Annotated in this window: 23 protein-coding genes and 1 pseudogene; 9 read left to right on the forward strand and 15 right to left on the reverse strand. The window is 52.6% G+C overall.

Features of this window, described 5'->3' with window-relative positions; genetic code table 11:
• Positions 1–142: 142 nt before the first annotated feature.
• Positions 143–646, reverse strand: a complete 504-nt coding sequence (gene mobB, locus OGV83_RS00130; RefSeq protein WP_110494849.1) for a molybdopterin-guanine dinucleotide biosynthesis protein MobB — start codon at positions 644–646, stop codon at positions 143–145.
• Positions 643–1227: a molybdenum cofactor guanylyltransferase MobA gene (mobA, locus tag OGV83_RS00135; RefSeq protein ID WP_012133953.1), complete on the reverse strand. Its 585-nt coding sequence runs from the start codon at positions 1225–1227 to the stop codon at positions 643–645. The genes mobB and mobA overlap by 4 nt, the downstream gene beginning before the upstream one ends.
• A 68-nt stretch (positions 1228–1295) precedes the next feature.
• On the opposite strand from mobA, the gene OGV83_RS00140 reads away from it, so the two are divergent.
• The 3 genes from OGV83_RS00140 (at position 1296) to dsbA (ending at position 3278) form a co-directional block, all read left to right on the forward strand.
• Positions 1296–1565, forward strand: a complete 270-nt coding sequence (locus tag OGV83_RS00140) for a YihD family protein (RefSeq protein ID WP_012133952.1) — start codon at positions 1296–1298, stop codon at positions 1563–1565.
• A 76-nt stretch (positions 1566–1641) separates the two neighbouring features.
• A complete protein-coding gene (locus OGV83_RS00145) occupies positions 1642–2628 on the forward strand; it encodes a serine/threonine protein kinase (RefSeq protein WP_286463000.1) in 987 nt (328 codons plus the stop codon).
• Between the two features lie 26 nt (positions 2629–2654).
• Positions 2655–3278 (forward strand): thiol:disulfide interchange protein DsbA, encoded by a 624-nt coding sequence (dsbA, locus tag OGV83_RS00150; RefSeq protein ID WP_012133950.1) that lies wholly within the window; start codon positions 2655–2657, stop codon positions 3276–3278.
• Between the two features lie 12 nt (positions 3279–3290).
• Here dsbA and yihG read toward each other — a convergent pair whose 3' ends face one another.
• Positions 3291–4226: a 1-acylglycerol-3-phosphate O-acyltransferase, YihG family gene (gene yihG, locus OGV83_RS00155; RefSeq protein ID WP_047459928.1), complete on the reverse strand. Its 936-nt coding sequence runs from the start codon at positions 4224–4226 to the stop codon at positions 3291–3293.
• Positions 4227–4589: 363 nt separating this feature from the next.
• Here yihG and polA point away from each other — a divergent pair, with 363 nt between their 5' ends.
• Both polA and spfP read left to right on the forward strand, forming a co-directional pair.
• Entirely contained in the window at positions 4590–7376 is a 2787-nt protein-coding gene (gene polA, locus OGV83_RS00160) for a DNA polymerase I (protein ID WP_286458847.1), read from the forward strand.
• A 166-nt stretch (positions 7377–7542) separates the two neighbouring features.
• Positions 7543–7590 (forward strand): small protein SpfP, encoded by a 48-nt coding sequence (spfP, locus tag OGV83_RS21585; RefSeq protein WP_071892919.1) that lies wholly within the window; start codon positions 7543–7545, stop codon positions 7588–7590.
• A gap of 287 nt (positions 7591–7877) precedes the next feature.
• Here spfP and yihA read toward each other — a convergent pair whose 3' ends face one another.
• Positions 7878–8510 carry a ribosome biogenesis GTP-binding protein YihA/YsxC gene (gene yihA / locus OGV83_RS00165; protein WP_110494846.1) on the reverse strand — a complete coding sequence of 211 codons (633 nt, stop codon included), beginning with the start codon at positions 8508–8510 and terminating at the stop codon, positions 7878–7880.
• Positions 8511–8750: 240 nt separating this feature from the next.
• On the opposite strand from yihA, the pseudogene OGV83_RS00170 reads away from it, so the two are divergent.
• The 3 genes and pseudogenes from OGV83_RS00170 to hemN all read left to right on the forward strand — a co-directional run bounded on the left by OGV83_RS00170 (position 8751) and on the right by hemN (position 11225).
• Positions 8751–8975 (forward strand): annotated as a pseudogene (locus tag OGV83_RS00170) (hypothetical protein).
• 178 nt (positions 8976–9153) lie between these two features.
• A complete protein-coding gene (gene yihI / locus OGV83_RS00175; protein ID WP_012133944.1) occupies positions 9154–9663 on the forward strand; it encodes a Der GTPase-activating protein YihI in 510 nt (169 codons plus the stop codon).
• Positions 9664–9851: 188 nt separating this feature from the next.
• Positions 9852–11225, forward strand: coding sequence for an oxygen-independent coproporphyrinogen III oxidase (gene hemN, locus OGV83_RS00180; RefSeq protein ID WP_101744345.1), 1374 nt, complete (start codon positions 9852–9854; stop codon positions 11223–11225).
• 90 nt (positions 11226–11315) lie between these two features.
• On the opposite strand, the gene OGV83_RS00185 is transcribed toward hemN, so the two are convergent.
• The 4 genes from OGV83_RS00185 to glnA all read right to left on the reverse strand — a co-directional run bounded on the left by OGV83_RS00185 (position 11316) and on the right by glnA (position 15697).
• Positions 11316–11426 (reverse strand): YshB family small membrane protein, encoded by a 111-nt coding sequence (locus OGV83_RS00185; RefSeq protein ID WP_096753919.1) that lies wholly within the window; start codon positions 11424–11426, stop codon positions 11316–11318.
• A gap of 111 nt (positions 11427–11537) precedes the next feature.
• Positions 11538–12947, reverse strand: a complete 1410-nt coding sequence (glnG, locus tag OGV83_RS00190; RefSeq protein ID WP_012133942.1) for a nitrogen regulation protein NR(I) — start codon at positions 12945–12947, stop codon at positions 11538–11540.
• 11 nt (positions 12948–12958) lie between these two features.
• A complete protein-coding gene (glnL, locus tag OGV83_RS00195; RefSeq protein ID WP_047459914.1) occupies positions 12959–14008 on the reverse strand; it encodes a nitrogen regulation protein NR(II) in 1050 nt (349 codons plus the stop codon).
• 279 nt (positions 14009–14287) lie between these two features.
• Positions 14288–15697, reverse strand: coding sequence for a glutamate--ammonia ligase (gene glnA / locus OGV83_RS00200; RefSeq protein ID WP_024130676.1), 1410 nt, complete (start codon positions 15695–15697; stop codon positions 14288–14290).
• Positions 15698–16074: 377 nt separating this feature from the next.
• Here glnA and typA point away from each other — a divergent pair, with 377 nt between their 5' ends.
• Entirely contained in the window at positions 16075–17898 is a 1824-nt protein-coding gene (gene typA / locus OGV83_RS00205; protein ID WP_012133937.1) for a ribosome-dependent GTPase TypA, read from the forward strand.
• A gap of 111 nt (positions 17899–18009) precedes the next feature.
• Here the strand turns inward: typA and ompL are convergent, their stop codons facing one another.
• The 7 genes from ompL to yihU all read right to left on the reverse strand — a co-directional run bounded on the left by ompL (position 18010) and on the right by yihU (position 26848).
• Entirely contained in the window at positions 18010–18702 is a 693-nt protein-coding gene (gene ompL / locus OGV83_RS00210; protein ID WP_024130675.1) for a porin OmpL, read from the reverse strand.
• An 88-nt stretch (positions 18703–18790) separates the two neighbouring features.
• Entirely contained in the window at positions 18791–20185 is a 1395-nt protein-coding gene (locus OGV83_RS00215) for an MFS transporter (protein WP_012133935.1), read from the reverse strand.
• Between the two features lie 45 nt (positions 20186–20230).
• Positions 20231–21613 carry an MFS transporter gene (locus OGV83_RS00220; protein ID WP_012133934.1) on the reverse strand — a complete coding sequence of 461 codons (1383 nt, stop codon included), beginning with the start codon at positions 21611–21613 and terminating at the stop codon, positions 20231–20233.
• 45 nt (positions 21614–21658) lie between these two features.
• A complete protein-coding gene (locus OGV83_RS00225; RefSeq protein WP_230012461.1) occupies positions 21659–23683 on the reverse strand; it encodes an alpha-glucosidase in 2025 nt (674 codons plus the stop codon).
• Between the two features lie 110 nt (positions 23684–23793).
• On the reverse strand, positions 23794–25035 hold the full coding sequence (gene yihS, locus OGV83_RS00230) for a sulfoquinovose isomerase (protein ID WP_047459905.1): 1242 nt from the start codon (positions 25033–25035) through the stop codon (positions 23794–23796).
• 15 nt (positions 25036–25050) lie between these two features.
• Positions 25051–25929 carry a sulfofructosephosphate aldolase gene (gene yihT / locus OGV83_RS00235; protein ID WP_047459903.1) on the reverse strand — a complete coding sequence of 293 codons (879 nt, stop codon included), beginning with the start codon at positions 25927–25929 and terminating at the stop codon, positions 25051–25053.
• Positions 25930–25951: 22 nt separating this feature from the next.
• Positions 25952–26848 carry a sulfolactaldehyde 3-reductase gene (gene yihU, locus OGV83_RS00240; RefSeq protein ID WP_024130674.1) on the reverse strand — a complete coding sequence of 299 codons (897 nt, stop codon included), beginning with the start codon at positions 26846–26848 and terminating at the stop codon, positions 25952–25954.
• Between the last annotated feature and the right edge of the window lie 39 nt (positions 26849–26887).

The following is a 26887-nucleotide window of genomic DNA, read 5'->3' on the forward strand; positions in this document are numbered from 1 at the left end:
TCAGAAGTGAAACGCCGTAGCGCCGATGGTAGTGTGGGGTCTCCCCATGCGAGAGTAGGGAACTGCCAGGCATTAATTAAGTGAAGAGGCCATCCTGAGGGATGGCCTTTTTGCGTTTATGCGTCCGGGTGCTGCCCACGTACTATCGTCCCAGCCAACGCAAAACAAATGTAGCGATCTGTGGTATATCATTGATATCTAATAGCGGGACATCCAGGGAAAGCGGAATGTCGCTGGCGACGGCGATCACATGTTCATCAATGGTCAGCTCATCCACTTCATGCCCACACCCCTGTCGGAATAATAAGATCTTCGCCACCGCTTCGTGCTTAAAACCTTCAACAAGCACTATATCCAGCTTAGAAGCATCCATTCGACTCACCAGATACGTTAAATCCAGCTCAGGTTCTTCCGGTGTTTCTGTCATCAGCGCCCAACGTTGCTGACTGGCGACAAGCGTTTGTGCTGCGCCTGCCTTGCGTAACTCGTAACTGTCTTTGCCGGGCTTATCTACGTCCATATTGTGATGGGTATGCTTAATTAATCCTGGGCGAACCCCTCTGGCGCATAACGCTGGAATCAATTTCTTGAGCAGCGTAGTCTTACCGGTGCCGCTCCATGCGGCTATGCCGAGTAGTGGGATCATGATTTCTCCTGCCATCTGGCGAGTTCTTCCGGCGTATTCACATTCACAAATGCCTGCTTAAAATCACTGAAATCAACAGCATGACCACCGGCCTGGCGCATAAAGACCATGACCCGCCGTTCACCTGACCGGAGATATTCCTGTAAGAAAGGTGCTACGGAGCGATTAACCAGTGCAATTGTCGGGTGGTCCCGCTCGCCGTCGTGAACCCATACGACAGGCGCGTTATTACGCTGAGCTTTTAAACGTGCAACCAGATCGCGGGGAATGTAAGGCGTGTCGCAAGGGCAAAACAGAAACCAGTCTCCCTTCTCTTGCTGTAAAACAGACAACATACCCGCCAGAGGCCCCGGAAAATCGGCCAGTGAATCGGGGATCACTTTCAGACCGCTTTGTTGATAAATATCCTGATGGCGATTCGCGTTAATCACGACGGTTTCAAGCTGAGATGCCAGCGTATCAGCAACATGCTTCCAGAGTGGTTTGCCATCCAGCTCAAGCAGACCCTTATCTGCCCCCCCCATTCGCCTGGCTTTACCGCCTGCCAGCACAACCCCCGTTATTGCACTCTCCAGATTCACTGATATCGCCTCTTTTATTGTGGGATTGACCCTGCTAACGTATCTACATCAAATTAAGGAGCACAGCCATGAAATGTAAACGCCTGAATGAAGTCATTGAACTCCTGCAACCAGCCTGGCAGAAAGAGCCCGATCTTAATCTGCTGCAATTTTTACAGAAACTGGCGAAAGAGTCAGGTTTTGACGGCGAACTGGCGGATTTAACCGACGACATTCTGATCTATCACCTGAAAATGCGTGACTCCGCAAAAGATGCGGTGATCCCTGGCATTCAGAAAGATTATGAAGAAGATTTCAAAACGGCGCTATTACGCGCACGCGGCGTGATTAAAGAGTAAAACCTTGTAAGCGGCGCCACCGAAATCGCCACAAAATGATATCCTGAATCATTCGTAGTATTTTCCGGATGATGGGATGAACGATAACGCTTTTACTTTCCAGACATTACACCCGGATACCATCATGGATGCGCTGTTTGAACAGGGAATCCGGGTGGATTCCGGTCTTACCCCGCTCAACAGCTATGAAAACCGCGTCTATCAGTTTCAGGACGAAGACCGTCGGCGCTTCGTCGTTAAGTTTTATCGCCCTGAGCGTTGGTCTGCCGATCAAATACGGGAAGAGCATCAGTTTGCACTGGAACTGGTAAAAGATGAGGTGCCGGTCGCGGCGCCGCTTGTCCTCAATGGGCAGACGCTACTGAACCACCAGGGATTCCACTACGCGATTTTCCCAAGCGTCGGCGGGCGGCAGTTCGAAGCAGATAATATCGATCAGATGGAAGCGGTAGGACGCTATCTGAGTCGCCTGCATCAGACCGGGCGTAAACACCCTTTTGCCTTCCGGCCGACAATGGGCCTGGAAGAGTATCTCATTGAACCTCGCAAACTTTTCGAAGGCGCATCACTGATTCCCTCGGGGCAAAAAGCGGCTTTCCTGAACGCGACGGACACTCTTATTGCCGCCGTTACCGAACGTTGGCATACCCGTTTTGAGACGCTGCGTTTACACGGGGATTGCCATGCCGGAAATATCCTCTGGCGTGATGGCCCGATGTTTGTCGATTTAGATGATGCCCGCAATGGCCCTGCCGTTCAGGATCTGTGGATGCTGCTGAATGGCGATAAAGCCGAGCAGCGGATGCAGCTTGAAACGATTATCGAGGCTTATGAAGAAGTTAGCGAGTTTGATATTGCTGAAATAGAACTTATTGAGCCTTTACGCGCGATGCGTTTGGTTTATTATCTTGCCTGGCTGATGCGTCGCTGGGCTGATCCTGCGTTTCCTAAAAATTTCCCGTGGTTAACCGGGGAAGATTACTGGCAACGGCAGACTGCGACATTTCTTGAGCAGGCAAAAGTGCTGCAAGAACCCCCTTTACAATTAACGCCAATGTATTAAACGGACACATCAGGAGAGAGTTGATCATGAAAAAGATTTGGCTGGCGCTGGCTGGTATGATTTTAGCTTTTAGCGCATCGGCAGCGCAGTTCAGTGATGGTAAGCAATACATCACACTGGATAAGCCCGTTGCTGGCGAGCCTCAGGTTCTGGAGTTTTTCTCCTTCTACTGCCCGCACTGTTATCAGTTTGAAGAAGTGCTGCACGTTTCTGATAACGTGAAGAAGAAGCTGCCTGAAGGCACCAAAATGACCAAATACCACGTTGAGTTCCTGGGCCCATTGGGTAAGGACCTGACGCAGGCATGGGCTGTGGCGATGGCACTGGGCGTGGAAGATAAAATCACTGCGCCGATGTTTGAAGCAGTACAGAAAAACCAGACCGTTCAGTCTGCTGCCGATATTCGCAAAGTATTCGTTGATGCGGGTGTGAAAGGTGAAGACTACGATGCGGCATGGAACAGCTTCGTGGTGAAATCACTGGTTGCGCAGCAAGAAAAAGCGGCCGCTGATCTCCAGCTTCAGGGTGTACCGGCGATGTTTGTAAACGGCAAATATCAGGTTAACCCGCAAGGGATGGATACCAGCAGCATGGATATCTTCGTACAACAGTACGCCGATACCGTGAAACATCTGGTTGAAAAGAAATAAAAAAATCGCCGGTCATTGACCGGCGTTTTTGTTTTCCGCTTTAATCTTTTCTATCTGTTCGTCTTTTTCATTCCAGAGTGCATTCAACCAAAGCTGGAAACGGCGTTTGAATCCTTTGTCGTTCACATAGTCACCGTGCAGCTCTTCTTTAATCGGCTCCAGATCGATACGTACCACGATGCGCGTCAGTTTACCGCTCAACATATCGTAGAATGGTTTCCGATCGTTTTCCGGGTAGCAGAGGGTAACGTTGAGCAGCTTATCAAACTGAGACCCTAAGACGTTTAGCGCCATCGCGATCCCCGCCGCTTTTGGTGGGAGAAGGTTTTTATATGGCGAGCGAGTTTGCCGACGTTTCTCTTCGGTAAAACGCGAACCTTCGACAAAATTTACGATCGTTGTGGGATGCGCGCGAAATTTCTCGCAAGAACGGCGGGTTGTTTCTACATCTTTACCGCGTTGTTCGGGATGACGGAGCAAATAAGCGCGCGAGTAGCGTTTCATAAACGGCATATCCAGCGCCCAGCAGGCCAGGCCGATAAACGGCACCCAGGCTAACTGCTGCTTAAGAAAGTATTTATTCATTGGAATGTGCTTACGGAACAGAACGCAAAGCACCACGATATCGGCCCAACTGTGATGGTTACAAATAAGCAGATACCAGTTTTTCTTGTTCAGGCCTTCCAGCCCTTCCACGTCCCATTTAAGCCACGGATTGAGATGTAGCAGCAGCGCCAACCCTTCACACCAGCAGTACATCATGAAATTACAAAAAACGGATACCTTGCGCCAGACGACAGGAATGGGCAAAAGGAGCTTCACGATCCCGGCAAGGATGATCGGCACAGAACAAAAAATAGTGACCAAAATGGTCAATACGATACTCAGCAACAGCGTTATCGCAGCGAGTATTCTTGTCATAATTAAATTATTCAACGGGTTAGCCATAAATAGTGCGCGAAAGAGACGCAAGGGGCTGATTTTATCAGAAAACGCATCAAATGACGGGTCTTAGCGAAACAGAAAAAATATTGATATCTATCCACACACTGAGATAACGCTAAATAATGGGATAAAGTTCTGGTGATTTAATTAATATATTGAAAAATAAGAACAAGTTTAATGAAAATTAAATCATCAGGATGAAATTAAATGAAATGTAATAATTTATGCACAAAGTTATCCACAGCTCGCTTTGCGAGCGATCCAGAAGATCTACAAAACTTTTTCGACAAATGCGGCGAAAAACTCATGTTTTCATCCTGTCTGTGGCATCCTTTACCCATAATCTGATAAACAGGCACGGACATTATGGTTCAGATCCCAGAAAACCCACTTATCCTTGTAGATGGCTCATCTTATCTCTATCGCGCGTATCACGCCTTTCCTCCTCTGACGAACAGCGCAGGGGAGCCTACAGGGGCGATGTACGGTGTTCTCAACATGCTGCGCAGCCTGATTATGCAGTATCAGCCGACGCATGCCGCAGTGGTATTTGATGCCAAGGGTAAAACCTTCCGTGATGAGTTATTTGAACATTACAAATCGCATCGCCCGCCGATGCCTGATGACCTGCGTGCGCAGATTGAACCGCTGCATGCGATGGTAAAAGCGATGGGTCTGCCGCTGCTGGCTGTTTCGGGCGTGGAAGCGGACGACGTTATCGGTACGCTGGCGCGTGAAGCCGAGAAGGTGGGCCGTCCGGTGCTGATCAGCACCGGCGACAAAGATATGGCCCAGCTGGTGACGCCAAATATCACGCTGATTAATACCATGACCAATACGATTCTGGGCCCGGATGAGGTCGTGAACAAGTACGGTGTTCCACCCGAATTGATCATCGATTTCCTGGCGCTGATGGGCGACTCTTCCGATAACATTCCTGGCGTGCCGGGCGTGGGTGAAAAAACCGCCCAGGCGCTCCTTCAGGGGTTAGGCGGACTGGATACCCTGTATGCCGAATCAGATAAAATTGCGGGCTTAACCTTCCGTGGCGCGAAAACCATGGCCGGGAAGCTTGAGCAGAATAAAGAGGTGGCTTACCTCTCTTATCAACTGGCTACCATTAAAACGGATGTCGAACTGGAGCTAAGCTGCGATCAGCTTGAAGTACAACAGCCAGCGGCTGAAGAGTTGCTTGGCCTGTTTAAGAAATATGAATTTAAGCGCTGGACCACTGATGTGGAAGCGGGTAAATGGCTACAGGCGAAAGGTGCGAAGCCCGCAGCAAAACCGCAGGAAACCATTGTTATTGATGAAACGCCAGACGTGCCTGCGACCGCGCTTTCTTACGATAACTACGTCACCATCCTGGATGAAGCGACGCTGGAAAGCTGGATTGAGACGCTGAAAAAGGCGCCCGTTTTTGCATTTGATACCGAAACGGACAGCCTGGATAACCATGCGGCGAATCTGGTCGGTCTCTCTTTTGCTATTGAACCGGGCGTGGCGGCCTACGTTCCTGTGGCGCATGACTACCTGGATGCACCCGATCAGATTTCCCGCGAGCGAGCGCTGGAGCTATTGAAGCCGCTGCTGGAAGATGAGAAGGCGCGTAAGGTTGGGCAAAACCTGAAGTACGATCGCGGCGTATTGCAGAACTACGACATTGAGCTGCGTGGTATTGCTTTTGACACTATGCTCGAATCCTACATCCTGAACAGCGTTGCTGGCCGCCATGATATGGACAGCCTGTCCGAACGCTGGTTGAAGCATAAGACCATCACTTTTGAAGAGATTGCCGGTAAAGGCAAAAATCAGCTGACCTTTAACCAGATTGCCCTGGAAGAGGCCGGACGTTATGCCGCAGAAGATGCGGACGTTACGTTACAGCTGCATTTGAAAATGTGGCCAGAGCTACAGCAGTACAAAGGGCCGCTGAATGTCTTCGAGAATATCGAAATGCCGCTGGTGCCGGTGCTTTCCCGCGTAGAGCGTAACGGTGTAAAAATCGACCCTGCCGTGCTGCATAAGCATTCAGAGGAGATCACGTTGCGTCTGGCGGAGCTGGAGAAGAAGGCGCATGAGATCGCCGGAGAAGAATTTAACCTCTCTTCTACCAAACAGTTGCAAACCATTCTGTTTGAAAAACAGGGTATTAAGCCGCTGAAGAAAACGCCGGGCGGTGCGCCGTCCACCTCGGAAGAGGTGCTGGAAGAGCTGGCGCTGGACTATCCGCTGCCGAAGGTGATTCTGGAATATCGCGGGCTGGCGAAGCTGAAATCGACCTACACCGATAAACTCCCGCTAATGATCAACCCGAAAACCGGGCGAGTGCATACCTCTTATCATCAGGCGGTGACCGCGACGGGGCGTTTATCGTCTACCGATCCTAACCTGCAAAATATTCCGGTACGTAACGAGGAAGGACGCCGTATTCGTCAGGCGTTTATCGCTCCGCAAGATTACGTCATCGCATCAGCGGACTACTCGCAGATTGAGCTGCGTATTATGGCGCACCTTTCCCGCGATAAAGGTTTGTTAACCGCCTTTGCCGAAGGAAAAGATATCCACCGGGCGACGGCTGCTGAAGTGTTTGGACTGCCGCTGGAGAGCGTTACGGCTGAACAGCGCCGCAGCGCCAAAGCGATTAACTTTGGTCTGATCTACGGCATGAGCGCATTCGGTCTGGCGCGTCAGCTCAATATTCCGCGCAAAGAGGCGCAGAAGTACATGGATCTCTACTTCGAACGCTACCCTGGCGTACTGGAATATATGGAACGCACGCGCGCTCAGGCAAAAGAGCGAGGTTATGTTGAAACGCTGGAAGGGCGTCGTCTCTACTTGCCGGATATTAAATCCAGCAATGCTGCACGTCGTGCCGGTGCGGAACGTGCCGCCATCAACGCTCCGATGCAGGGGACGGCAGCAGACATCATCAAGCGCGCTATGATTGCCGTCGATAAATGGCTGCAAGATGAACAGCCGCGCGTGCGTATGATCATGCAGGTACACGATGAACTGGTGTTCGAAGTGCATAAAGATGATCTCGACGTGGTATCGAAAAAGATCCATCAACTGATGGAAAACTGCACGCGTATTGATGTGCCGTTGCTGGTGGAAGTGGGTAGCGGCGAAAACTGGGATCAGGCGCACTAAGGCTTTACTGAATAACGCGCTTTTTTCGTAACTAAGCAACATAAGATAGAACGTTTTGTGATGATCATTAGAATTCCCTATGTAAAGAATGAAAAAAAATTACAAAAAGTGCTTTCTGAGCTGCTCAAAAAAGAGTAAAGTTATTCGCGTAGGGTACAGAGGTAAGATGTTCTATCTTTCAGACCTTTTACTTCACGTAATCGGATTTGGCTGAATATTTTAGCCGCCCCAGTCAGTAATGACTGGGGCGTTTTTTATTTTGCTCGTCATACTTCAAGCTGCATACGCGTTGGCTTCGAATTATTCGGCTCATCCATGAGCCTCACCCTTACGGGCCGCCGCTTCGCGGCGTTCAAATCTGTTCCAGACAGATTTGTCGCTCACCCCAGTCACTTACTTATGTAAGCTCCTGGGGATTTGCTGTGTTGCCGCCTTAGAGCAAGAATAAAGAACTGTAGGCCGGATAAGACGCGCAGCGGCGCCATCCGGCATATCGGTGGGTTATTCCCCGTCCTGCGTCTCTTCCACGGGAGCCAGATCGTTAAACCAGCTATCCAGTTTCTGACGTAATTTATCCACGCCTTGCTTCTTCAGGGAAGAAAACGTTTCTACCTGCACATCGCCGTTAAAGGCCAGTACCGCTTCACGCACCATATTCAGCTGCGCTTTACGTGCGCCGCTGGCCAGTTTGTCCGCTTTGGTGAGTAAAACCAGAACCTGAATGTTGCTCTCTACGGCCCACTGGATCATCTGCTGGTCGAGATCTTTTAACGGGTGACGGATATCCATCAGTATCACCAGGCCTTGCAGGCTCTGACGTTTTTCCAGGTATTCGCCCAGCGCGCGTTGCCACTTACGCTTCATCTCTTCCGGGACTTCTGCATAGCCATAGCCGGGCAGGTCAACCAGACGTTTGCCTTCAACCACCTCAAACAGGTTGATGAGCTGAGTACGGCCCGGTGTTTTGGATGTACGCGCCAGACTCTTCTGATTCGTAAGCGTGTTCAGCGCGCTGGATTTGCCTGCATTGGAACGGCCAGCAAAAGCCACTTCGATTCCGGTATCGGAAGGTAAATGGCGAATATCAGGCGCACTCATCACAAAGTGCGTCTGTTGATAATTCAAATTAGTCAAAGCGGTCGTCTCCGTCAGTCAAAGCTTTGCAGCGATTATACCTGAACAGCGGCAAAAGACGGATTTTTCAGCATGGGGATGTGTGTAAGCTAAAACCATGCTCTTTGTGAGACATTGCCGATTGTTCTTATGCGAAATTTCAGAGTAAGCGCAGGTCGAAAATTAAGATAAAATAATAAAATCATAACGTTATGTTTCAGGCAATATTCTGAAAAGTGGACATTCGCGTTTCGATTACTTGTGCGTTTATGCCAGAAGAGTAAAGTAGCATCCATAGCGAGGAAGCTGTCAGGATTACGACTCAGGATGAGGGTCAGGAGCGCCAGGAGGCGAAGACGCAGGATTTGTCAGGAAGACAAACGTTCGGAGACGTTAGTAAAAGGAAATGGAAACAACACGGAATGTTTCAGGCTAAGGGAAAAACAGGGCGTGTTGGTAGCCAACAGGGATCGTAGAGCCCGTTAGGGTTGTTAGACAGCAAAAAAGGCGACAGATTACTCTGTCGCCTTTTTTCTTTATAGGGTTTCTGCTAGATTCCGCGGCAAATGAAACTCGTCATACTTCAGGTTGCATGTGCGTTGACTTCCTGCAACTCGAATTATTTAGAGTATATACTGACTAAAACAGCCAAAGACGAATCACTATGAAATCAACTTCTACACCACGCGGTAAAGGTCCCGCAAAAGCGCGTCGTAAAACACGCGAAGAGCTGAATCAGGAAGCGCGCGACCGTAAGCGTCAGAAAAAACACCGTGGTCATGCGGCGGGGAGCCGTGCGACAGGTGACAACGCGGCTTCAGGCGGTAAAAACCAGAACAAGCAGAAAGATCCACGAATTGGCAGTAAAACCCCCATTCCCCTGGGTGTGACTGAAAAAGTCACCAAACAGCACAAACCGAAGAGTGAGAAACCTATGCTTTCACCGCAGGCTGAGTTGGATTTACTGGAAACGGATGAGCGCCTGGATGCGCTGCTGGAACGTCTGGAAGCAGGCGAAACCCTGAGTGCGGAAGACCAAACCTGGGTAGATGCCAAACTGGATCGTATTGATGAGCTGATGCAGAAGTTGGGCCTCTCTTATGATGACGATGAAGAAGAGGAAGAGGACGAAAAGCAGGAAGATATGATGCGCCTGCTCCGGGGCGGCAACTAACGGGTTTACACCGTGGGCCTTCCCGTCCTGCTTATAACCCTTCCGGTTGTATGTTATCTGGTGTGGTTATTCGTTAAACTACAGCGGTTGTCGCGGCGACAGAAGTGGCTGCGCAACCGGTTTATTACCCGTAGTGGGGTAAAGCCGGTACGCCGTACCCGCCAGCGACGCCATCGGAAGGAGTGAGCATGTCTGAACAGTTGATAGACTGGGATCTGGCCCTGATCCAGAAATATAACTATTCCGGGCCACGATATACCTCGTATCCCACAGCGCTGGAGTTTTCGGAAGACTACGGCGAAGAGGCATTTCAGCACGCTGTGGCGCGTTACCCTGAACGTCCGCTGTCTCTGTACGTTCATATCCCGTTTTGCCATAAATTGTGCTACTTCTGCGGTTGCAACAAGATTGTGACCCGCCAGCAGCATAAGGCCGACCAATATCTCGATGCGCTTGAACAAGAAATTATTCATCGCGCGCCGCTGTTTGCCGGACGTCGCGTTAGTCAACTGCACTGGGGCGGCGGAACGCCAACGTACCTGAATAAAGCGCAAATCAGTCGGTTAATGACGCTTCTGCGTGGAAACTTTCATTTTAACGACGACGTCGAAATCTCGATCGAAGTCGATCCCCGTGAAATTGAGCTGGATGTGCTCGATCATTTACGCGCGCAAGGGTTTAACCGCCTGAGTATGGGGGTGCAGGACTTCAATAAAGACGTTCAGCGTCTGGTTAACCGCGAGCAGGATGAAGAGTTTATCTTCTCGCTGCTCAATCATGCGCGCGAGATAGGCTTCACCTCGACGAATATCGATCTGATTTACGGGCTGCCAAAGCAAACGCCGGAAAGCTTCGCCTTTACGCTCAGACGCGTGGCAGAGCTGAGCCCCGATCGCCTGAGCGTCTTTAACTACGCTCATTTGCCCACGTTATTCGCCGCTCAGCGCAAAATCAAAGAGGCTGACCTGCCCAGCGCGCAGCAAAAACTCGATATCCTGCAAGAGACCATCTCATCGCTGACGGAGACGGGCTATCAGTTCATCGGGATGGATCACTTTGCCCGCCCGGATGACGAGCTGGCCGTTGCCCAGCGTGAGGGCGTTCTGCATCGTAACTTCCAGGGCTATACCACTCAGGGCGATACGGACCTGCTGGGGTTGGGCGTTTCCGCCATCAGTATGATTGGCGACAGCTACGCGCAGAACCAAAAAGAGCTGAAGCGCTACTATCAGCAGGTGGATGAGCTGGGGAATGCGTTATGGCGCGGCATTGTGCTGACCCGCGATGACTGCATTCGTCGGGATATTATTAAGTCGCTGATCTGCAACTTCCGTCTCGATTACGCAGCGGTTGAACAGCAGTGGGATCTCAACTTCGCGGCGTACTTTGCGGAAGATTTAGCGCTGCTGGCGCCGCTGGCGAAAGATGGGCTGGTGGATGTGGATGATAAGGGGATTCAGGTTACGCCGAAAGGCCGTCTGCTGATCCGTAACATCTGTATGTGCTTTGATGCTTATCTGCGCCAGAAAGCGCGGATGCAGCAGTTCTCACGGGTGATTTAGTGGCGTTGCCCGGTGGCGCTACCGCTTACCGGGCCTACAAGTTAACATCAACCGTAGGTCGGATAAGCGTTAGCGCCATCCGGCACGCATTTAGCTAAACAGCCCAACCAGCGCTGCACACAGCACTGCGGCAACCGCAGTTTGTGGCGTGTGGCTGTCGACCGCTCCGCTCGATACCAGATTGATTAATGATTCCAGCATGATGATTCCCCCTGTTTGCCGGGCATGATCATACTCAACTCATCGGAACAGTAAAGCGCAAAATAACGGCAATTTGCGCTTAAATATTAATCTTTACACAACGACGAATCGTCACTCCATACCCAGCTCTTTTAGCTTGCGAGTCAGGGTGTTACGACCCCATCCCAGCAGCCGTGCCGCTTCCTGTTTATGCCCCTGGGTATGACGCAGCGCGGTGGTTAACAGCGTACGCTCCAGCTCAGGCTGCGCTTCAGAAAGCAGGTTTTGATGACCGGAACGCAACGCGCGATCCGCCCACTGCGCCAGCAATGTGGCCCAACTGTCTGACTGTATGTGCGACTGGCTGTCTGGCACCGTGGCTTCAAACAGCTCGCCGGGTAAGTCCTGAATCAGAACCTCCTGTCCGGCGGCCATCACTGTTAACCAACGGCAGGTATTCTCCAGTTGACGCACGTTGCCAGGCCAGGCCAGACGCGTCAGCGCCGCTTCGGTTTCCGGGTGGAGCAATTTGGCTTCGACGCCCAGCTCGCGAGCAGCCACTTGCAGGAAATGCCGCGCCAGGCGTGGAATATCTTCCCGGCGCTCGCGCAGCGGCGGTAAATGTACGCGAATCACGTTCAGGCGGTGGAACAGATCTTCACGGAACTTACCTTCCTGTACGCGTAATTCCAGGTTCTGATGGGTGGCGGCGATAATCCGCACATCAACCTTCACCGGCGCATAGCCACCAACGCGGTAAAACTGCCCATCGGCTAAGACGCGTAGCAAACGCGTCTGCACATCCAGCGGCATATCGCCGATCTCATCGAGAAACAGCGTGCCGCCGTCGGCCTGCTCAAAGCGCCCCTGACGAATGGTATTCGCCCCGGTGAACGCCCCTTTTTCATGACCAAACAGTTCGGACTCGATCAAATCCTTCGGAATAGCCGCCATATTCAGGGCGATAAAGGGAGCTTTTACGCGTGGGCTATGGCGATGCAGCGCATGGGCGACCAGCTCTTTACCGGTCCCGGACTCGCCGTTGATCAGCACGCTGATAGACGAGCGTGAGAGGCGGCCAATAATGCGAAAGACATCCTGCATCGCGGGCGCTTCGCCGATGATATCGGTTGTCGGGCCGTTGATCTGGACATTGCGCGGCTGTTGCTGCTCCTGATAATGGCTGATCGCGCGTTCAACCAGCGCGACCGCTTCGTCAATATCAAAAGGCTTTGGCAGATAATCAAACGCGCCTTGTTGATAAGCGCTGACGGCGGCATCGAGATCGGAATGCGCCGTCATTATGATGACCGGAAGCATGGGGTGACGCTGTTTGATCTGTTTTAACAGCGCCAGTCCGTCCATTCCCGGCATACGGATATCCGACAGCAGGACATCCGGCGTTTTACTCGCCAGCGCATCCAGCACTTCGTTGCCGCTTTCAAATGTGGTGCAATGTAATCCCGCCCCGGCGAGCGCACGTTCAAGCACCCAACGGATGGAACTATCGTCATCGACTACCCAGACTATCCCTCGTTGCATAAACGTCACCTTTATTTCCTGATAGGCAGGTAAACCGAGAACTCGGTATGACCCGGCCAACTGGTAAATTCAATTTTGCCGGAATGCTGATCAATCAAATTACGGGCAATGGATAAGCCCAGCCCGGTGCCGCCTTCGCGGCCGCTGACCATCGGGTAAAACAGCGTGTCCTGTAAATGGGACGGAATACCCGGCCCGTTGTCCTCAACGTCGATGCGCGCCGCCAGGCGATAACGCACGCCATGCAGCGTCAGCTGGAATGCGGTACGGGTACGCAGAATGATTTCACCGCCTTCCGGCCCTAACGCCTGTAAAGCGTTACGCACGATGTTCAGCAGGACCTGTTCAATCTGGTCCGGGTCGTGAGGCAGTTCCGGCAGACTGGGGTCGTAATCACGAATCAGCGTGACGTTCTCCGGCAGCTCCATCGACACCAGTGCGACGACGCGTTCTGCGACTTTGTGGATACTCTCCGTGACGTGCATACCTGGCTGTTGCGGCCCCAGCAGTCGGTCAACCAGATTACGCAGCCTGTCGGCCTGCTCAATAATGACTTTGGTGTACTCCAGCAACGCCGGGTCAGGCAGGGCTTTACTGAGAAGCTGGGCCGCGCCGCGTAAACCACCAAGCGGGTTTTTGATCTCATGCGCCAGACCGCGCACCAGGTCGCGGGCGGCGATTTGCTGGGCATGCTGAAGCTGTTCCTGGCTCAGGCGACGCTGGTTATCCATCGGCGCCATTTCCAGCAGGATGAAGTTATCCGGCAGGCGCTGGGCGGTTAGCGAGAGAATATGAGAGCGTCCGTCGATCACCAGCGTGACTTCGTTGTCCGTAAATCCCTGACCCGCTTCCAGGCTTTCGCGCATCAGCCCAATATTTAATGAAAAATAGCTCAACAGCTCAGGCAGCGGCGTACCAAACAGCTTGCGGGCGCTTTGGGCGAGCAGCTGTTGTGCGGCCGGGTTGGCGTAATGCACCGCCAGCTCGTCGTCGACCAGTAAGATGCTGTTGATTAAAGAATTGAGGATCTGCCCAGCATCGGGCTGCGTGCCTGTTGCCATTTAGCAGTCTCCTGGAATAGTTTGCACCAATTTAGTGCATTATAGCTTTTTACGTGTAAAAAGCGCGTGGGATCAGAACGTTGGTGGAGAAAAAAGCCCATCGTGTGATGGGCTACAGATGAGTGGCAAACGTTGTGCCGGATGGCGGCTTTGCCTTATCCGGCCTACAAGGTGATGTTACCGGTAGGCCTGATAAGCTTGCGCCATCAGGCGTCTTATCATTCGCCATCAATCTCAAACCTGCCTGAACAGGCTAAAAGTTCCACGGCAACTCAACGATTAAACGCTGTAGTACAGCTCAAACTCTACCGGGTGCGGCGTCATGCGCACGCGGTCATTTTCTTCAATGCGCAGGGCGATGTACGCGTCGATCGCTTCATCAGTGAACACGCCGCCTGCTTTCAGGAATTCACGGTCAATATCCAGCTCGTTGAGCGCTTCTTCCAGAGAGCCTGCAACCTGTGGGATCTCTTTCGCTTCTTCCGGCGGCAGGTCATACAGGTTTTTGTCCATCGCTTCGCCTGGGTGGATCTTGTTCTTAATACCGTCAAGACCCGCCATCAGCAGAGCGGCAAAGCACAGGTACGGGTTCGCAGCCGGGTCCGGGAAGCGCACTTCGATACGACGCGCTTTCGGAGAGGCAACAACCGGAATACGGATAGAGGCAGAACGGTTACGGGCGGAGTAGGCCAGCATGACCGGTGCTTCATAACCCGGAACCAGACGTTTGTAGGAGTTAGTGGTCGGGTTCGCTAGGGCGTTGATCGCTTTCGCATGTTTGATTACGCCGCCGATGTAGTACAGCGCCTGCTCAGACAGACCCGCATATTTGTCGCCGGAGAACAGGTTAGTCCCGTTTTTGGACAGGGACATGTGGCAGTGCATACCGGAACCGTTATCGCCGAACATCGGTTTTGGCATAAAGGTCGCAGTTTTACCGAAACGGTGAGCGACGTTGTGCACAACGTATTTGTAGATCTGAATTTCGTCCGCTTTTTTGGTCATGGTGTTGAAGCGGGTTGCCACTTCGTTCTGACCTGCGGTTGCCACTTCGTGGTGGTGTGCTTCTACAACCAGACCCATTTGCTCCATAACGGAACACATTTCAGAACGGATGTCCTGAGAAGAGTCTACCGGCGGAACCGGGAAGTAACCGCCTTTTACTGCCGGACGGTGACCTTTGTTGCCACCTTCGTACTGGGTGGAGGAGTTCCATGCGCCTTCGATATCGTCGATAGCGACGTGGGAACCGGAGATAGAAGAACCGAAGCGGATATCGTCAAACAGGAAGAACTCTGGCTCTGGCCCGAACAGAACGGTGTCTGCGATGCCGGTAGAGCGCAGGTACTCTTCCGCGCGCTTGGCGATGGAACGCGGGTCGCGATCGTAACCTTGCAGGGTGCCTGGCTCCAGGATGTCGCAACGAATAATCAGCGTAGAATCAGCGTAGAACGGGTCAATGACCGCAGTGGATGCGTCCGGCATCAGAACCATGTCGGATTCGTTGATACCTTTCCAGCCACCGATCGAGGAGCCGTCAAACATTTTGCCTTCTTCAAAGAATTCGGCATTCACCTGATGAGCAGGAATCGTGACGTGCTGTTCTTTACCTTTGGTATCGGTGAAGCGCAAATCAACAAACTTCACTTCATGCTCATTCAGCATCGTCAAAACGTGTTCAGCGGACATACTTAACTCTCCCGGATTGGTCATTGTCGTCGTGGTAACGAAGTCTTCAATTCTGCAAAAATTGGCCGTGTCGCCGTAAAAAATACAAAGCGAAATCTGTGCCAACTTTTAAATTGCCCCTAAAAGGCGTTATCATGCGCACCATCGTGCAAAAGGGCCGCACCATAGTGGATATGTTGCACCAATATAGTGCTTTAATGTGAACATTAAGCACCATGTTGGTGCAATGGACAGTGAGTGACCCTTTTAACGCTCCGTGAAAGCGATCACAAAGAAACTCTGCAATACTTGTTTGCGGAGGATCTCTGTGATCCTGTTTTGTAGTGCGATTAATCCGTGTACAATAACGCGCTATTTCTAATGCCTGAGGCAAAGTTGTGATCGAAAATTTGCGTAACATCGCCATCATCGCGCACGTTGACCACGGTAAAACTACCCTGGTCGATAAGCTGCTACAGCAATCCGGTACGTTTGATGCGCGTGCCGAAACTCAAGAGCGTGTGATGGACTCCAACGATTTGGAGAAAGAGCGTGGGATTACCATCCTCGCTAAAAACACTGCTATCAAATGGAATGATTACCGTATCAACATCGTTGATACCCCAGGACACGCCGACTTCGGTGGTGAAGTTGAACGTGTAATGTCCATGGTAGACTCCGTGCTGCTGGTGGTTGACGCATTTGACGGCCCGATGCCGCAGACGCGCTTCGTGACCAAAAAAGCCTTTGCTCATGGCCTGAAGCCGATTGTTGTTATCAACAAAGTTGACCGCCCTGGCGCGCGCCCTGACTGGGTTGTAGACCAGGTATTCGACCTGTTCGTTAACCTCGACGCGACCGACGAACAGCTGGACTTCCCGATCATCTACGCTTCGGCGCTGAACGGTATCGCAGGTCTGGATCACGAAGATATGGCGGAAGACATGACCCCGCTGTATCAGGCGATCGTTGACCACGTACCGGCACCGGACGTTGACCTGGACGGCCCGCTCCAGATGCAGATCTCTCAGCTGGACTACAACAACTATGTTGGCGTTATCGGCATTGGTCGTATCAAACGCGGTAAAGTGAAGCCGAACCAGCAGATCACTATCATCGATAGCGAAGGCAAAACCCGTAACGGTAAAGTGGGCAAAGTGCTGACTCACCTGGGTCTGGAGCGTATTGATAGCGACCTGGCGGAAGCGGGTGATATCATTGCAATCACCGGTCTGGGCGAGCTGAACATCTCCGACACCATCTGCGATCCGCAGAATGTTGAAGCGCTGCCAGCGCTGTCTGTTGATGAGCCGACCGTTTCTATGTTCTTCTGCGTAAACACCTCTCCGTTCTGCGGTAAAGAAGGTAAATACGTGACCTCTCGTCAGATCCTTGAGCGTCTGAACAAAGAACTGGTACACAACGTTGCGCTGCGCGTTGAAGAAACCGAAGATGCGGACGCGTTCCGTGTATCCGGTCGTGGTGAACTGCACCTGTCCGTTCTGATTGAAAACATGCGTCGTGAAGGTTTCGAGATGGCGGTTTCCCGTCCGAAAGTTATCTTCCGCGAAATCGACGGCCGTAAACAAGAGCCGTACGAAAACGTCACGCTGGACGTCGAAGAGCAGCACCAGGGTTCTGTGATGCAGGCGCTGGGCGAGCGTAAAGGCGACCTGAAAAACATGAATCCAGATGGCAAAGGCCGCGTACGTCTTGACTACGTGATCCCAAGCCGAGGTCTGATCGGTTTCCGTTCAGAGTTCATGACCATGACCTCCGGTACGGGTCTGCTGTACTCCACCTTCAGCCACTACGACGATATCCGTCCGGGCGAAGTGGGCCAGCGTCAGAATGGCGTACTGATCTCCAACGGTCAGGGTAAAGCGGTTGCGTTCGCACTGTTCGGTTTGCAGGATCGCGGTAAGCTGTTCCTGGGTCACGGCGCGGAAGTTTACGAAGGCCAGATCATCGGTATTCACAGCCGTTCTAACGACCTGACCGTAAACTGCCTGACCGGTAAGAAACTGACCAACATGCGTGCGTCTGGTACTGACGAAGCAACGGTTCTGGTTCCGCCGATCAAGATGACCCTGGAGCAGGCTCTGGAGTTCATCGATGACGACGAACTGGTAGAAGTGACTCCAACCTCTATCCGTATTCGTAAACGTCACCTGACGGAAAACGATCGTCGTCGTGCAATGCGCGGCGCGAAAGAAGAGTAATACGGGCTTACAAAATCGGCCTGATAACTCCGATTCGTAGGCCGGATAAGGCGTTAGCCGCCATCCGGCAACAAAAAGCCGCTGATTTCAGCGGCTTTTTTATTATCCTGTTCAGAAGAAATATTTTACCCCGACACGAATCTGGTTTTGCTCCCGATGGTAGGGCTCCACATTGCGATCCAACCAACGTAACTCTAAGTACGGCAGCCAGTTCTGGTTAATCCGATATCTGAAAGTATTGGTAATTTCCCAGTGGTGTTTGGTTCCGTTGCTGCTGTTAAAATCATTCACATTATAAAAATAGTGTGGCTCAAAGGTATAAGAAAATTTATCAGTAATGATGAAATTCCAGTAGTTGCCGATTTCATAGCTATCGTTATTATCTAATTCACCATTTAAATCAGTAGAACTGTAGTTATTATGGTTGTAACGGTTACGAACCGTCAGATTAAACCACGGTGTGAATTTATAATTGACGTCCAGATAAACAGCGCCGCCAGAACCGATGCTTTTATCGTTTATCAGACCACCGGGTTGAATGGTTAACCGGTCCGTCGGTTTAAATAACGGATACCAACCCTCAATTTCATTATAACCATGCTTTAATTCATCATCACGCTGTAGCGTATAGGTGTTGGTCAACATAATTCCAGCCCCCATATCGGAGTTGTAGCCAACGCGCAGCATGAATTCCATTTGATCGGATGCCAGATTATAGGCCTCGCGGTTTTCCACATAAGCGCCCGCAAAAACAGAAGTGGAGATAACAGAGGATAACAGCATTATTGTGTTCAACGTTTTCATAGTAAATCCATTTTTTAAGCGTAGGGAGCCGCTATCCATCGAAATGGATAGAGCGGCAATTATTTTATTTAATTAGAACAGAGGTTTTTTAATGGCTTACAACGCCGGTTTGTATCGATTGTTTCTTTCGTTGGCTAATTTCCTCAATAATAAAAGCAAAGCGTTTTTCATTGAGCTTATAAAAAAAGCCCATTGTGAGTGCGGCGATAATCGCCAGGCCGCATGGCCAGAGAAATATCAGCTGACGCAGGCCAAGTAACGTCTCCGCGCTTTGCGCTATGTTCGGCACGTAGCCAATTTGCGTCAGCATAATGCCGGGCAAGAAACCCGCCAGCGCCGCAGAAATTTTTCGTGAGAAGGTATAACCGGTATAGACCGACCCTTCCGCACGAATGCCTGTTTTCCATTCGCCGTAATCGACCGTATCAGGAACCAGCGCCCAGTTCAGGCTGTTAACGAACGCGGTGCCGAAAAACGCCATGCAGGAGAAGATCACGAACAGGAAAGAGGTTCCACCCCAGAGAAAGTTCAGCACATCGCCGATAGCCCACAGCGTCAGGCCGCCGAGATAGACCTGCTTTTTCCCAAACCGTTTTACGGTTACGGGCACCAGCAGTACGCCGACCAGAATGCACCCCATACTGAAAAATCCCATCCATGACAGCAAATGGATGTCGTTCAGCACGTACTGGGTGTAATAGACCTGAATCGCCAGTTTGATGTTAAACGCGGCCAGCGTACATAAGTTGGCCACGCAGAGCACCAGCAGCGGCGGATTGCGGAAAATCGCACAGAAGGATTTAAGAATGCTGGGCTTATGGTGGGCCGGAACGATATCGATATACCGTTCTTTCACCCCGCTGAAACACCACCACATACTGAACAGGCCGCAAACGGAGAAAATCAACGCGGCTACCAGATAACCCAGAGAAGATGACTGGGTGAAGAGCGCCTGAATCGGCATAAAGCCAACGGTACACAGCAACAGACCGAGCGTTGCGCCGCCCTGACGCCATGCTGCGAGTTGGGCGCGCTCATGCGGGTTTCTGGTGATAGCGGGCACCATCGCCCCGTATGAGCAATTCATCAGGCTGTAAAACAGGCCAAACAGCATGAACAGTACGGTTGCCAGCGCTGTTTTGACCGTCAGTGTAAAATCGGTGGCGAGAAACTGCGCGCTGGCAACCAGCGCGACAGGAAATGATGCATACAGAATGAAAGGGCGAAACTTACCTTTAGCGCCAATATGACGACGGGAATCCAGCAGCACCCCCGTCAACATATCGGTGAACGCGGTAAAGAACTTCGCCACCAGAAAGATAATTCCACCGTAATATGCGGGCATCCCCAGTTCATCGGTATAAAACTTAAGCAGATACAGCGTACCGATACACAGCATCAAATTTGAGCCGAAGTCACCCATGCCATAGGCATATTTTTCCCGTAGGCTCAGTTTTAGCGTCAGCGGATCATGGTCAGACATAATCGCTCCTCAATAACGCCCCGAAGGGCGCCTTTATTATCATTGTTAAGCCGTTTGTTTACGGGCTTCTATCTCTTCAACGATGCGGACATACATCTTCTCGTTGAGGTTGTAGAAACACCCCATTGCAATGATGGTTATCACCGCCAGCGCGCACGGATAAATGAAGATCAGCTGCCGCAAACCTTCGACAGTGCCTGCCGATTGCACCACATTGGGCACGTAGCCGATTTGGGTCAGCATCCAACCGGGGAAGAAGCCCGCCAGCGCCTGAGACACCTTACGGAAGAAGGTAAAACCGGTGTATACCGTTCCTTCTGAACGCACGCCGGTGCGCCATTCACCGTATTCCACCGTGTCGGAGACCAGCGCCCAGTTCAGGCTGTTCACAAACGCTGAACCGAAAAACGCCAGGCAGGAAAACGCGACAAAACTGACCGAGCCGCCGCCAAAGAAGTAGTTGAGAAGATCGCCGATAACCCAAACCAGCAGGCCGCCGATGTAGACCTTTTTCTTGCCGAAGCGTCTTACCGCGCCGGGCATTAAAAAGACGCCGATGAAAATGCAGCCCATGCTGAAAAAGCCCATCCAGGAGAGAAGGATCGGGTCATTCAGTACGTACTGGGTGTAATACACCTGGATCGCCAGCTTAACGTTGAAAGCGCCCAGGGTGCAGAGATTCGCGATACATAAAATGAACAGCGGACGGTTCCCGGCAATGGCGCGAAACGACTGGAGCAGCCCCGGTTTTTCGGTCGCTTCAACCGGTTTTACCTCCACATAACGCTCTTTGACGCCTGCGTAGCAGAGCCACATAAACAGCAGGCCAAACAGTGAGAACAGCGTGGCGGCGAAAATATAGCTTAGCTGTGCGTTCCCTTCGATCAGATTCATCACCGGAACAAAACCGACGGTGCACAGCAGCAGGCCGAGCGTGGCGCCGCCCTGACGCCAGGCGGCAAGAGAGGCGCGCTCATCCGGGTTTTTGGTAATGGCGGGCACCATCGCGCCATACGAACAGTTCATCATGCTGAAGAACAGGCCGTACAGCATAAACAGCACCGTCGCCATCACCGTCTTACCGGTGATTTCAAACGGCGTGCCGACAAAGTTGGCGATGGCCAGCAGGGTCACCGGAAACGCGGCATAGAGCACGAACGGACGGAACTTGCCTTTTGGGCCGATTTTACGCCGCGAGTCGAGCATAATCCCGGTGCCCATATCGGTGAAGGCGGTAAAGAATTTGGCGATCAGGAAAATAATACCGCCATACGTGCCCGGTAGACCCAGCACATCGGTATAAAACTTAAGTAAATAAAGCGTACCAATATCCAGCAGGATATTGGAGCCTAAATCACCCATCCCATAGGCAAGTTTTTCTTTAAACGGCAAGCGTAGGGTCGCCGGATTTGATGACGTTTGACTCATTATTTTTCTCCATATGCCCGTGAGTTTCCCCACGGGCGAGCCGTATTAGATAGTGCGTAAAGAGGCAAACAGAGATGCCCACTCGCTCTCTGCACGGTAAAAGACCGGAGGCTTGCCGAGCGGCGCGTCCACGGTAATCTCGCCGCCGCGAAGCGTTTCGCCCGTCCACGCGTTGATCCAGTTATCCTCAGGTAGATATAGCGTCCAGTCGCGGCGTCCTTGTTCGTGGACCGGCGCAACCAGCAGGTCGCGACCCAGCAGATACTGATACTTCAGGGTGTAGGTCTGCGCATCGTCCTCGTAGTGCAGGAACAGCGGGCGCATGACCGGCAGACCGGTTCTGGCGTTCTGCGCCACCGCCTGTTTGAGATACGGTTTCAGGGTGGTAAAGACGGTTGTCATACGGGCAAAGTGGGCGATAGTTTCCGCGTCGCCATCAAACTGCCAGTTATCGCCGGGGCGGTTCCCTTCGTGGGTACGCATCATCGGGGTGAAGGCGCTGAAGTCACACCAGCGCAGCAGCAGCTCTTTACTGCGCTTCATGTCGAACAGGGTGGTATAACCGCCAATATCGCTGTGATGCAGACCGTGACCCGTCATCGCCAGCGACAATGCGGCAGGCACCACGGAGGCGAGACCGTCGTCCAGACTCCAGTCGACGTTCTGATCGCCCGCCCACATCATGGTGGAGTATTTCTGGCTGCCGGTATAACCCGCACGCATAAAGAACAGGATCTCGCCCAGCTTGCCGGTCTCTTGTAGCGCTTCGTAGTTACATTTCGCCCACAGCGCCGGCCAGGCGTTATGCATAATTTCCGCGCTGACGCCGTTATGCAGGTAAGTGTCGGTTGGCAGGTATTCCCCGAAATCCGCCATCCAGCCGCCGCAACCCAGCTCAATCATATTTTTCTTGATGACATTCTTGAACCAGTCATAGGCTTCAGGATTGGTCAAATCCACGACGCCGCCATAAAACTCGCCGAACTCAACCAGATAGTCATCGCCCGCAGCGTCTTTTGCCAGATAACCGTGTCTGGCCGCTTCGGCACAAAGATCTTTATCGCTGGCGACGTAAGGATTGATGTAGGAGAGGAACTGCACGCCTTCTTCTTGCCATTGTTTGATACGGGTATCCAGCTGCGGATAGTTGTCGCTGTTCCACTTCCAGTTCCACATCACGCGTTTGCCGAAAGAGGTCATGCGGATGCCGGACCAGTCCTGCGCCCAGATGCCATTCACCTTCACGCCTGCGTTGCGCATGGTGTCCAGCTTCTGCTGGCAGACGTCGGTGCCGCCCTGAATGCCGAGCGTCACGCCGTCGTAAACCCAGTCCGGCAACACCGGCTGGCGGCCTAACAGCGCCGTCAATTTTTCCAGCAGGGCGATGTAGCTGTCGGCGCATTCAAAACGCAGGGTGGCGTTGTCTTCCCATAGCGCCAGCTCATGGTATTCCGGCGCGCTAAAGTCGAAATTCATGTAGCAGCTGTTATCGACGTGGCAGTAGTACTTTTGCGTGCTGACAAAAGTGGGCTGTGGGAAAAAGGTCCAGTAGTAATCCCCGCCCGCGTTTTCTTTGCAGTCCGCCTGCCAGGTGACATAGCTGTTTTTGTTGCGCCCGACGCCTTGTTCGCTGGTCCAGAGCGGGAAAGGCTTGCCGCGCAAATCGAAATAAGAGAACTGTTCGCCGCAGCCATAGATGTGATCTTCTGGCTGGGCGGCCAGGCGTAACCAGATGCGGTTATGGGTAAGATCGCTGTTTTGCAGTTTCAGCGTCAGGCGGCCCGCCTCATCGGTGGCGATGTGTAACGCTGCGCTGATGGCATCGCCGCGATTGAAATGGATCAACCAGCCATCCGGGGACTGGCTTATCGTTGCGTCAGTCAGCGCGATTTTCTCATTCAGCTTATCTTTTATGCTGAAATTACCGCGAAACATGTCGATATCGGCGACGCCGGCGCCAATCCACAGGCAGGGATTTTCTGCGCTGTGGGATAGCAGCAGACGATCTTGCCAGCTCAGGGTGAAGCCGCCATCGGTTGTTGTCAGGGTGATATTGTGTAGGGTATGCATAAGTTTTCTATCCTCAATGTTGCCGGACGGCAGCGCTCTTGCCTACGGTTAGCATGGCGCTCGTCGGCCGGATAAGACGCCTTAACGTCGCCATCCGGCATGTCATATTGTTATTTCGCGTTGCTATCCAGCAGGCCCGCAGCAACGGCGGGTGCCAGCCCCGGCGCCAGCGGCAGGCGCGGGATCACCAGGCAGTGCAGCAGGTGGTAAATATCCTGCTTGCCGTCCCACACTTTGGTGGTCACCTGGTTATTGGTATCCAGCTCCTGCCACCACGAACCGTTCTCGTAGTCCATCAGATAAGTGATGCAGTAATCCCACCACTTCTGATACCAGGCTTCGTATTGGCTATCGCCGGTGAGGGTATACAGGGCGTAAGCGGTGCCCATTGCTTCCACAATCGGCCAGCGCACTCTTTCACGTACAATCGGTTTGCCGTCCCAGTCCACGGAGTAGACGAAGCCGTCTGCGCCATCGGGCGCCCAGGCGTCGCGAAGGGTGGCGTGGAATAACCCTTTGGCATCTTCCAGCAGCCAGGCGGGGGGAGTTTCAAAACGCGCTTCCAGGGCCGCATGCAGGTGCAGCATCAGGCGACCCCACTCGATCCAATGCCCCGGCGTGCCGCCGTAAGCGCGGAAACGGTGGGCAGGGTTATCTTTGTTGTAATCGCGGATGGGGTTCCACTGCGCATCGAAGTGCTCGTTGACGCGGTAGTCGCCGTTGCGGGCCACATCGTGAATAATGACGGAGGCGATGCGCAGCGCGCGGTCGAGCCATTTACGATCATGGGTCACGTCGTACACGATCAAAAAAGCCTCTACGGCATGCATGTTGGCGTTGCCGCCACGGTAATCTTCGGTCTGGCTGAAGGCTTCGTCCCAGGACTCCAGGCACATCTGCTCCTCTTCGCTCCAGAAGTATTTTTCGATGACCTCGATCGCGTCATCCAGCAGTTTTCTGGCCTGTGGATGGCCCGTGGTGACGGCGCTTGCCGCCCCTAACAGGACGAAGAAATGCTGATATCCCTGTTTGGAGGCGTCCATCACGCCTTCATCGTTCACACAGGCATACCAGCCGCCGTAGCGCCGATCGCGTAACGCGCCGTTCAACGCGTTAATACCATGGTCGACTAACTGATATGCGCCCGGACGGCCCATTGATGCAGCAACGGAATAAACGTGCAGCATACGGGCGGTAATCCACAGGTGCGTACCCATCTCCGCTCTGATCTGCCCCTGGTTTCCCAGCCAGCCGAAACCGGTAGGTACTGCGGATTTTTTCCCAAAGTCAAAAATGCGATCGGTTTCTTGCTCCAGCCAGCGGTTGTGGCTCAACGTGTTAAACCATTTCATGCTTTCATCCTCACATTAACGACGACGGGCCATCATTTCGTCGACGATCTCACCCAAACGCTGCAACTTAGGCACAGAAATATCACGCAGCATCAGTTCGGTATCCGGCAGGCCAATCACCGATGACCAGACGGCGCGACCCGCCAGAAAACCGGATGCGCCCGCAGTCATTGCGACTCTGACCGCCCGAGGGAACAATTTTTCATCAATACCGGAGGAGAGGATGACCCACGGCATATTGATATGCTCGTTCAGGCGCTGTGACGCGGCGAGAAGGTCGTGCTGTGCGCCTTTGCCGTACAGCGGCATTTCAACTTTGTAGAGATCCGCGCCGCTGTCGCCCAACTCTTTCGCGGCATCAATGATGGCCTGTTCACGGTCGAACTTATCGCCACGGCGAGGTGGGCGCACAACCGGTTCGATAATGCTCACCAGACCATTGCTGTGGCACATCTCATTAAATTCTTTGACCATATCAAGACGCTGTTGGGCGTCTTCATCGCTGCGCCAGAGCACCAGCAGTTTTAGCGCTTTACCGCCGTCTTGCTTTATCGCTTGTGGATTGATTTTTTTATCAATGACGACGCTATCGACAGGAATGCCATTGCCGGGAATGAACGCATCGGCGGCGACGATCATGGCGCAGTTTTTCGCAATCGCGTTTTGCTCCACCACCTGGCGGTAACAGAACTGCTGGTCAATCAGAATGGCGGAGGCATAAGGAGACAGCGCTTTTGCGGCATTCACTTTGAAATCCGTCAGTACGCTGTCGGCAACAGGAGACTTCGCACCAGCAGCTGCAAACATTAAGCGCATCGCTTCACGCTGATCGACCGCCAGCATGGCAAAGCCGCCGGATGCGCGCGTAATGTCTTTGATGGTGTAGTTGTTCATTCAGTTTTCCTTTATTCAGTCGTTACATTTTGAATTTGTTCGGTAATCCGGCGCTGTTACGCACCTGTTCGAGAATGGCTGTCCAGTCTTCCCGGCCACGACCGGCGGCGCGAGCCTGGTTATAAACTTCACGGGATGCGGCGCCGAGCGGCATCGGCACATGCAGTTGGTTGGCAACATCCAGCGCAATCCCCAGATCTTTGTGCGCCAGATCGATCATGAAGGAGGGAGAAAGGTCGCCTTTCAGCACTTTGTTCGGCCAGGAGGTGGTGAAGTGGCCTTTGCCTGCCGGGGTTCCGCTCATCACTTTTAACGCGACGTCGAAGGAGAGGCCCAGCGCTTCGCATAACGCGGCGGCTTCGGCAGAAAGCGCATTCAGCGCGATGCTCATATAGTTATTGATAAGCTTTACGCGAATCCCCATGCCGGGGCCGCCAGCGTTAATCAATTCATTGCCCATCGCCATCAGTACCGGCGTTGCGCGCTCCACCTGTTCTGCGCTGCCGCCTGCCAGTAATAGCAACGTCCCCGCAATGGCGTGATCGGATGTTCGACCGACCGGGACATCCATCATGCTGAACCCTCTGGCGCGCATATCTGCGATAAGTTTGTCCGTCTGTAGCGGATGGATGGTGGACATATCGATCACCAGCGCGTCCTGTGACAAGCCTTCGCAAACGCCTTGATCGCCGAATAACACGCTGCGAACGAGATCGCCATTAGGCAGCATTGTGATGACAAACTCGGCCTCTTTCGCCGCCTGCGCCGGGCTGCTGGCCGGACGAGCGCCTTTTTCCACCAGGGTCTGTATGGCGTCGGGGTTCACATCAAAGACGCTGAGCTGATGGCCCTGCTTGAGCAAATTACTCGCCATGGGCGAACCCATCTGGCCTAATCCGACAAATGCAATCACTGCCATATCGTTCTCCTGAAACGTGAATGTCATTTTTTGTCACTT

This window comes from Citrobacter sp. CK189 (assembly GCF_030333505.1).
GTDB classification, from domain to species: domain Bacteria; phylum Pseudomonadota; class Gammaproteobacteria; order Enterobacterales; family Enterobacteriaceae; genus Citrobacter_B; species Citrobacter_B koseri.